This is a genomic window from Microcoleus sp. Pol10D4 (assembly GCF_036701555.1).
Classification (GTDB): Bacteria; Cyanobacteriota; Cyanobacteriia; order Cyanobacteriales; family Microcoleaceae; genus Microcoleus.
The window spans coordinates 45,445-53,506 of the sequence record NZ_JAUBRA010000031.1 but is presented as its reverse complement, the minus strand read 5'-3'; the positions used below and the strand labels follow the sequence as shown (position 1 = coordinate 53,506).

The following is an 8,062-nucleotide window of genomic DNA, read 5'->3' as shown; positions in this document are numbered from 1 at the left end:
GTTGTGCCGTCAATATTAGTCGTCAAACTCGCGGCATTGACTGTTTCATTAAATGCGGTTGTTCCTGTAGAGTTAGCTTTTAAATTGCCGATCGCATTTGTTGGATTCCCAACTGCACCATTGAATGTAACATTACCCGTACCCCCATTGACAGTTAAATCGCTGCTGCCGTTTACTGTATCAGTGAAAGTAATTCCGCTGCCGGAGAGAGTCGGATTCTTGGCAATTGTAACTGCATCTCCATAAGTTTGACTCCCGATTGTAGTGACATTGGCATTGAGTTGAGTTGTGCCGTCAATATTAGTCGTCAAACTCGCGGCATTGACTGTTTCATTAAATGCGGTTGTTCCTGTAGAGTTAGCAGTAATATTTCCTACTAATGCCTTGGTGTTGCCAACTGCACCGCTAAAGGTGATGTTTCCTGTGCCTGCACTAGCAGTGAGGTTATTGTTGCCATCTACTGGCCCATTTAAAATAATATTACCGCTACTGCCTGTATTGAGATTAACATTATTTCCAAGTAAAGTATTTCCGTTGATGGCAATGTTTGCGTTTGAGGTGCTGATGTCAGCATTTAGATTTGTTGTATTAGCAGATATGGTAATTGGAGCGTTATTGCTTCCCGTAAGGGGACTGTTAATTGTAATTGTACCTGGTGAGGTTTGCAGGGTAGTAGGAGGATTTAAGGTAATGGGGTCATTAACTAATATGTTACCACCGCTATTAGTTTGAATAGTAAATGAACCTAAGCTCGGTTGTATTAATCCTATTTGTGTTGGTGTTAAATTTAAGCCACTAGCGGGAATGTTGCCGATGACTATTGGCGCACTAGCTGTTAATGGTTGTAGGGTTAGATTGCCTGTTCCAGATACATTATTTGTCCAGTTAATTGCGTTACTTGTAAGCAGAACGTTATTGGTAATTGTCGCTGGGCCGTTCAGGTTGATGCTACTGGGTGCTGTTACGTTACCGGAAAGATTGGTATTTCCTGTAGTGGTTAAGCTAAGCAGGTTGGCAGTATTAAGAAAAGTGTTATTTCCTGTGCTAGTGATGGTTAGGTTTCCAAGGGGAATACTACCGATCGCGCCTGTAAAGGTGACGTTGCCTGCACCTGCATTTATGAATAAATTTTCAGTGTTTGCTGTAGTGCCGTTGAGGGTGCTATTAAAGGTAACGTTGCCGCTGGTAGTAGTTCCTGATGTTACTAGGGCAATATTTGGTTGAGTTAGTACAACAGGTGATTGAAGAGTAATATTACCAGCAGTTCCTGCGGCGGTTACGGTGTCGAGATAACCGTTAAGAATAGTATTTGCTGTACCAGAGTTTAGGGTGATGTTTCCTCCAGAACTTGCACCTGAAGAAGAAGAAGTTAGATTGCCAGTAGTAATGTTACCATTGAAGGTTCCGAGGGCGATCGCGCCGCCATTTCCTGAAGTTGAACCAGAAGTTAGCGATCCTCCAGCAACGTCGATCGCACCTGTTCCTCCCGTGACAGAAAGGGTAATGTTACCTCCTGTACCTGCTCCTGATGAGCGAGAATCCAGCGCACCACCGGTAATGTTACCACCAGCAGTTGAAAGTGCGATCGCGCCTCCATTTCCAGAAGTAGAAGTGGCATTCAGCCCTGTTCCAGCAGTTGTGTTGATCGCGCCTGTTACGCCGGTGACAGAAAGGGTGATATTTCCTCCTGTACCTTCACCTCCTGAAAGAGAACTCAGAGTACCAGTAGTAATATTACCCCCAGCAGTAGAGAGGGCGATCGCGCCTCCACTTCCTGTAGCTGAAGTGGAATCGAGAACTCCAGCACTGGTGTCAATCGCACCTGTAGCTCCAATAACAGAGAGGGTGATATTCCCTCCCGTACCTACACCTGATGAAGAGGAAGTTAGATTAGCAGTAGTAATGTTACCACCAGTAGTAGAGAGGGCAATCGCGCCTCCATTTCCTGAACCTAAGTTTGACAGCAGAAATCCACCACTGGTGTCAATATAACCTGTTCCTCCGGTGACAGAAAGAGTAATATTTCCTCCCGTACCTCCATTGATGGCAGGAGACTCCAGCAAGGGAGCAATAATGTTACCACCAGTCGTTAAGAGTGCGATCGCTCCTCCATTTCCAAAATCGGAAGCAGAATCCAAAAGTCCAGCACTGGTGTTAATAGAACCTGTTCCAGCGGTAACAGAGAGAGTGATATTCCCTCCCGTACCTCCAGTGATGCCAGGGGCATTAGAATATATATTCCCAGTGATAATGTTACCGCCAGTAGTTGAGAGGGCAATCGCGCCTCCATCTCCTGAACTGGATTGGGAAGACAGATTTCCAGCAGTGGTGTTAATGTTACCTATTCCGCCATTAACAGAAAAGGTGATATTCCCTCCCGTACCTGCTGCACCAAATGAACGGGAATCTATAGCATTAGTAGTAATGTTGCCACCAGTAGTGGAAAGGGCGATCGCACCCCCATTTCCTAAACTAGATTGGGAATCAAGAACTCCAGCACTGGTGTTGATGGAACCTGTACCTCCAGTAACAGAAAGGGTAATATTACCTCCATTACCTGTAAAAGGGCTGATAGAGGAACTCAGATTGCCAGTAGTAATGTTACCGCCAGAAGTTGAGAGGGCGATCGCTCCTGCACCGCCTGCATAAGAATCGGTGTTCAGGTCTCCAGCAGTGGTGTTAATGGAACCTGTTCCTCCAGTCACAGAAAGGGTAATATTACTTCCATAACTACCTGATGAAGCAGAACTAACATAGCCCGTGGAAATGTTACCACCACCAGTAGTTGAAATCGTGATCGCTCCTGAAGTCCCATCCCCTCCATCGGTATTGATCGCTCCTCCGGTTGTATCAATATTCCCATTGGAACTCGTAAGTGTAATCGCCCCACCAAAGGTGGTAATAGGCTGATTAACAAAGATGTCATTATTCGCTTGTGCAGTCAGTCCCACTCCCCCAGTTCCTATGTTAACAGGAGCGCTGAAAGTAATATTCCCTGTTGCTTGTAACATAACATTAGTAGCCGCACCATTAATCAGAGCCGCATCAATAGTATTAGCTCCAATGTCAGGATCGGCAAATTGATCGACATCAGTAAGAGCAGCAAACGACCCCGGTCCCGCGATAATTGTGATATCAGTAGGATCGAGTAATAATAGTCCCGCAGTGCCATTCGGAGCTAAAGTATTAACATTTCCCTGAAAGTCTAAAACATTATAACCAGAGACTTCGACAAATCCACCATTGCCAGAAAATGTACCGCCACGAGCGCTAATATTTCCATAGAAGCGAGTAACATCATCGGCCCAAACGATAACTCTACCGCCATTTCCCTTACTCACTCCATCCACATTAATCGTAGAATTATTACTTATAAAAGTACGGCTAGCATTAGGAACAGCACCCTTACCTTGATAGTCCCCACCAATTAATACAGTGCCACCACCATAAATACCTGAAGCGTTAATGTTTCCATTAATTACGCCTACTTTATATCCGAAAATATTAACGGTTCCTCCTGTCATTCCAGAGGTGTTAACGTTGCCAGAAATAATAGCCGTTCCTGCATCTCCGGGAATGATACTATTATTAGCCGTCAATACTACTTGACCCTGAGCATTCACTGTTAAACCTGCGGCACTTTCTACGCCTCCACCTGTTAATAACTGCGGCAAAGATTGCACTGGCTCTGTCCAGGTATTCGGCAATAACCCGGCATTATTAAGCGGCTGCAATTCTAAACTTAGTAAATGTCCTGCTTGGCTAATTCTAACTAAATTTTGACCGGGAACAGCATTAATTAAAATATTACCACTACCCGCCGAAAGTTGTCCGGTATTGACAACAGTACCGCCCATTAAAGTTAAATTAGAGCCTGTACTTACAGCTAAGTTACCTGCATTAATTATCGTTCCTGGTTGTAAACTTGTAAAAGCGAAAGTATTAGGAGTGCCTACTAAATTTACCCAATTATTATTTCCAATAGCACTAAACCACTGATTGTTCCCAAAACCTATCCCTGTCGCCGTAGTAGCATTAAAAGAACCAGGCACGTTCAGACTGGCATTCGGCCCGAAAATTATGCCAGCAGGATTCATCAAGAATAAATTGGAATTACCACCCGTAACTTGAATTAAGCCATTTATTAAAGAAGGATTACCCCCAGTAATCCTTCCCAAAATATTTTGAATATTGGGATTAGTCAGAAAGTTAGCCGTTTGAGCCTCGCTGAGGCCAAACTGAGTAAAACTGTGAAAAAGATTAGCCCCATCTCCGCTGAAAGACCCCCCGGAAATGTCGTAGCGGTTGCCGCTGGGAGTAACAACTGTGTTAGTGCCGTCCGCTGCGGGGGCGATGGGTTGCGCGTTTGCCGAACCCGCCGCTGCACTCAGCCAGCTAACAATGAATAACCATCCGAGCAAATGTAGTCTGTTGGCAGTCATTGTGTTTAAAGATTGTGCTTAAAGTGCGATCGTATTTATCTATCCTATTTTTACTCATAAAAATTCCTCATGTCAATAGGAGCAGTCTATTTTTGCTTGCCGAATAATTAGGACTGAAACAGGAAATGTATGTTTTTAATTACTATGATTTACGTAAAAACAGTTTTTTGACTAGGAGTCAGGCGCGGGAAATGAAACTTGGTTTCTTTTTTTGACCGAAAACATCCAGGATACAAGCCCCCGGATTCATTCCTTCGCAGACTCAGGACCCAGAAATAAAAAACCTGTATCCGATGAAACTTGCCCCCCGAATTTATCCGTGGGATCAAGGCTTCAATTCTAAAATCTAAAATCTAAAATCTAAAATCGATTGACTTTCACTGCTTTCCTGACCCAATTACCTTAAAAAACCGGGTTAATGCGTCCGGGACTGTTGGTGAAAATATAGCGCGGAATGCGAGGGTTAGGGGTTTAAAAAACTAGGAATTTGAGTCAAAAGTACGTAAGTACCGATCGCCTGTTATAAAGCTTGCTTAGAGTGGCAAAAAACTCGCTCAAATCCCTACTCGCGGTCGTCCCCACTTCTTTCTGCATCGGCCGAGCAGCTTGCAGCACGCTGCTTTCAGGAACAACGAACCGAACAGCCGACTTTCTCTCAAAAACTTTATATTTTATGGATAAACTTTACCAAAACTTTATAAAGCTCTAGTAAGATTTTTATATATTTTTGATGAAAGCCAATATTTGCAAGTCTTGCACTCATCTTGAGACTGTTACCGAAACGAAGTAAATGTAGTAGGTTGGAAGTCTAGGCAGGATGAAAATCTTGCTCTGACAGATTAAACTATGCGAGTCTGGTGTCAGTGAAAACTCTTAGAAGAAGCACTCATTTACTCCAAAACACCCTTAAGTGAGATCTGTATGTAGATTCACTGGTGTGGAGCCTCTTCTTTAGGTTTGACGATCGCCCTAAATATCGCAGGCTCGCGATCGTTTATTCGCGTCACGGCAACATGGCATTTAGGGCATTTTGGACCTTACTACCTAATAATACTGGAGGAATCAGGGTTATGACTACCTTAACGCTAGTCAAAAAAACATCTTTTACAGTCGCCAGCTTGGCAACCACAATGTTGCTCAGCATCTGCACGCCCGTCCGAGCTTTCATGTTTGGCACTGGCGGCATCCAGTTCGATCAAGATGCCGATATAAACTTTACCTTCGACCAATCTCACAGCCCTTACCAGTCCAGCTTGTGGGTGGCCCAAGCTCAATCAGGAAACAATGGCTACACCAACATCGCCAGACTGTTTTACGAGACTAAACCCTCAGATAACGGCTCTGCCAACAACTGGAAAGGAACCTTCGGCAACGCAGTCACCTCCGAAAACGGCTCCATCACCCAAAACTTCAGATTTTTGAAGGATCAAATTTATGCCCTGCTGCTGTGGAGCGACACCGGCAGTGGCAACCCTCTCGCGCAATACGTCTCGTCAAGCACCTTCATGAACAGCTCCCAATGGCGGGCCGCTGGCACCCAGTTCCGAAGAGATGAATGTCTGGTGGCGGGATGTCAGCTTGCTGTGTTTGGTGACATTAGCCTCGACTACAACTCCAGCGACTCATTTACAAACATCAACGGCGGTAAAGGCCCAGAGCAATTTTCATCCCTCACAATGGCCCAACTGGCTAATGGCACACAAATATCCTTCGACGATGCCAAACCAGGAACCGAGCTTGACTTCAAGGACTTCACCGTGTCGGCTAAGTTAGTCCCCGAACCAGTCCCCGAACCTGACCCCGAACCAGTCCCCGAACCAGTCCCCGAACCAGTCACAGTATTCGGGACTATCCTGGGGATCGGGGCTTTGGCTGCAGCTCGCAGGAAAAAAAAGCGAGGGCAGTAACCATAAAAATGACTCTTAACCAACCCCATACAAATCTAAATAGTGCGTCTGTTCAGTGGTAATCTGAGGAATAGCATTTCTAAATGTTAAGACTTTTTCCATAACGGGAAAAATAGCATCCTAACAAAGGCACTATTCATGGTATCCACCGCAACAAAAACGAACGTAGGCTACATCACCCAAATCATTGGGCCGGTTGTAGACGTAAAATTCCCAGGCGGCAAACTGCCCCAAATCTATAACGCTCTCACAATTTCCGGCAAAAACGAAGCAGGTCAAGACGTTGCCGTTACCTGCGAAGTTCAACAACTGCTCGGAGACAGCCAAGTGCGTGCAGTTTCCATGAGTACCACCGACGGCTTGGTGCGTGGCATGGAAGTAGTAGATACCGGGGAAGCAATCCAAGTTCCCGTCGGAATCCCAACTCTCGGCCGCATTTTTAACGTCATCGGTCAACCCGTAGACAACCTCGGCCCGGTCAATACTTCCGAAAGTATGCCCATCCACCGCAACCCGCCGGCTTTCACCGAACTGGAAACCAAGCCTTCGGTGTTTGAAACCGGGATCAAGGTGATTGACCTGCTGGCACCCTACCGTCGTGGCGGCAAAATCGGTTTGTTCGGCGGCGCAGGCGTCGGCAAAACCGTGATTATGATGGAACTCGTGAACAACATCGCCAAGGCTCACGGCGGCGTGTCCGTGTTCGGTGGTGTGGGCGAGCGCACCCGCGAAGGTAATGACCTCTACAAAGAAATGATCGAGTCGGGGGTTATTAACGAAGAAGACCGCAGCAAATCAAAAATTGCTTTGGTTTACGGTCAAATGAACGAGCCACCTGGTGCTCGGATGCGCGTGGGCCTGTCGGCTCTGGCGATGGCCGAATACTTCCGTGATGTCAGCAAGCAAGACGTGCTGCTGTTCATTGACAATATCTTCCGGTTCGTGCAAGCGGGCTCTGAGGTATCGGCTCTGTTGGGTCGGATGCCTTCGGCTGTGGGATATCAGCCGACTCTCGGTACAGACATGGGCGACTTGCAAGAACGGATTACTTCGACTACCGAAGGTTCCATTACTTCGGTTCAAGCTGTGTACGTACCTGCGGATGACTTGACTGACCCCGCACCGGCTACGACTTTTGCTCACTTGGACGCTACAACTGTGTTGTCTCGCGGTTTGGCTGCGAAAGGGATTTATCCTGCGGTTGACCCGCTGGATTCTACCTCTACGATGTTGCAAGTTAGCGTTGTCGGCGAAGAGCACTATGGTGTTGCTCGTCAGGTGCAGTCTACTCTGCAACGCTATAAGGAATTGCAAGACATTATTGCAATTTTGGGCTTGGATGAGCTGTCAGAAGATGACCGCTTGACCGTTTCTCGCGCTCGCAAAATTGAACGGTTCTTGTCTCAACCGTTCTTTGTGGCTGAAGTGTTCACTGGTTCCCCCGGCAAGTACGTCAAGCTGGCAGACACCATTAAGGGCTTCCAGATGATTTTGGCTGGTGAACTTGATGAGTTACCAGAACAAGCATTCTATTTGGTGGGCGACATTAGCGAGGCGATCGCCAAAGCTGAAAAAATGAAAGCTGACGCCAAGTAATTTTAGTCATTAGTCATTAGTCATTAGTCATTAGTCATTGGTCATTGGTCATTAGTTGTTAACAGTTAAAAGTTAACAGTTAACAACTAAGTGACTGATGATAGGCGACGACTGACT

General features: G+C 46.1%; 3 protein-coding genes. 2 read left to right on the top strand and 1 reads right to left on the bottom strand.

Annotated elements, in window-relative coordinates; translation table 11 throughout:
• On the bottom strand, window positions 1-4,442 hold a 4,442-nt coding region (locus QUA36_RS16830), incomplete at its 3' end, for a two-partner secretion domain-containing protein (RefSeq protein WP_333458457.1).
• A gap of 1,070 nt (window positions 4,443-5,512) precedes the next feature.
• Here QUA36_RS16830 and QUA36_RS16825 point away from each other — a divergent pair.
• Together QUA36_RS16825 and atpD are read left to right on the top strand one after the other, a co-directional pair.
• Window positions 5,513-6,349, top strand: coding sequence for a PEP-CTERM sorting domain-containing protein (locus QUA36_RS16825; protein WP_333458456.1), 837 nt, complete (start codon window positions 5,513-5,515; stop codon window positions 6,347-6,349).
• A gap of 138 nt (window positions 6,350-6,487) precedes the next feature.
• Window positions 6,488-7,945, top strand: a complete 1,458-nt coding sequence (atpD, locus tag QUA36_RS16820; RefSeq protein ID WP_333167016.1) for a F0F1 ATP synthase subunit beta — start codon at window positions 6,488-6,490, stop codon at window positions 7,943-7,945.
• Window positions 7,946-8,062: the final 117 nt, after the last annotated feature.

What these genes read in the sequence shown, in the direction of transcription:
- atpD (WP_333167016.1), top strand. Translation starts at nt 6,488, where the DNA reads ATGGTATCCACCGCAACAAAAACGAACGTAGGCTACATCACCCAAATC.
- QUA36_RS16825 (WP_333458456.1), top strand. Translation starts at nt 5,513, where the DNA reads ATGACTACCTTAACGCTAGTCAAAAAAACATCTTTTACAGTCGCCAGC.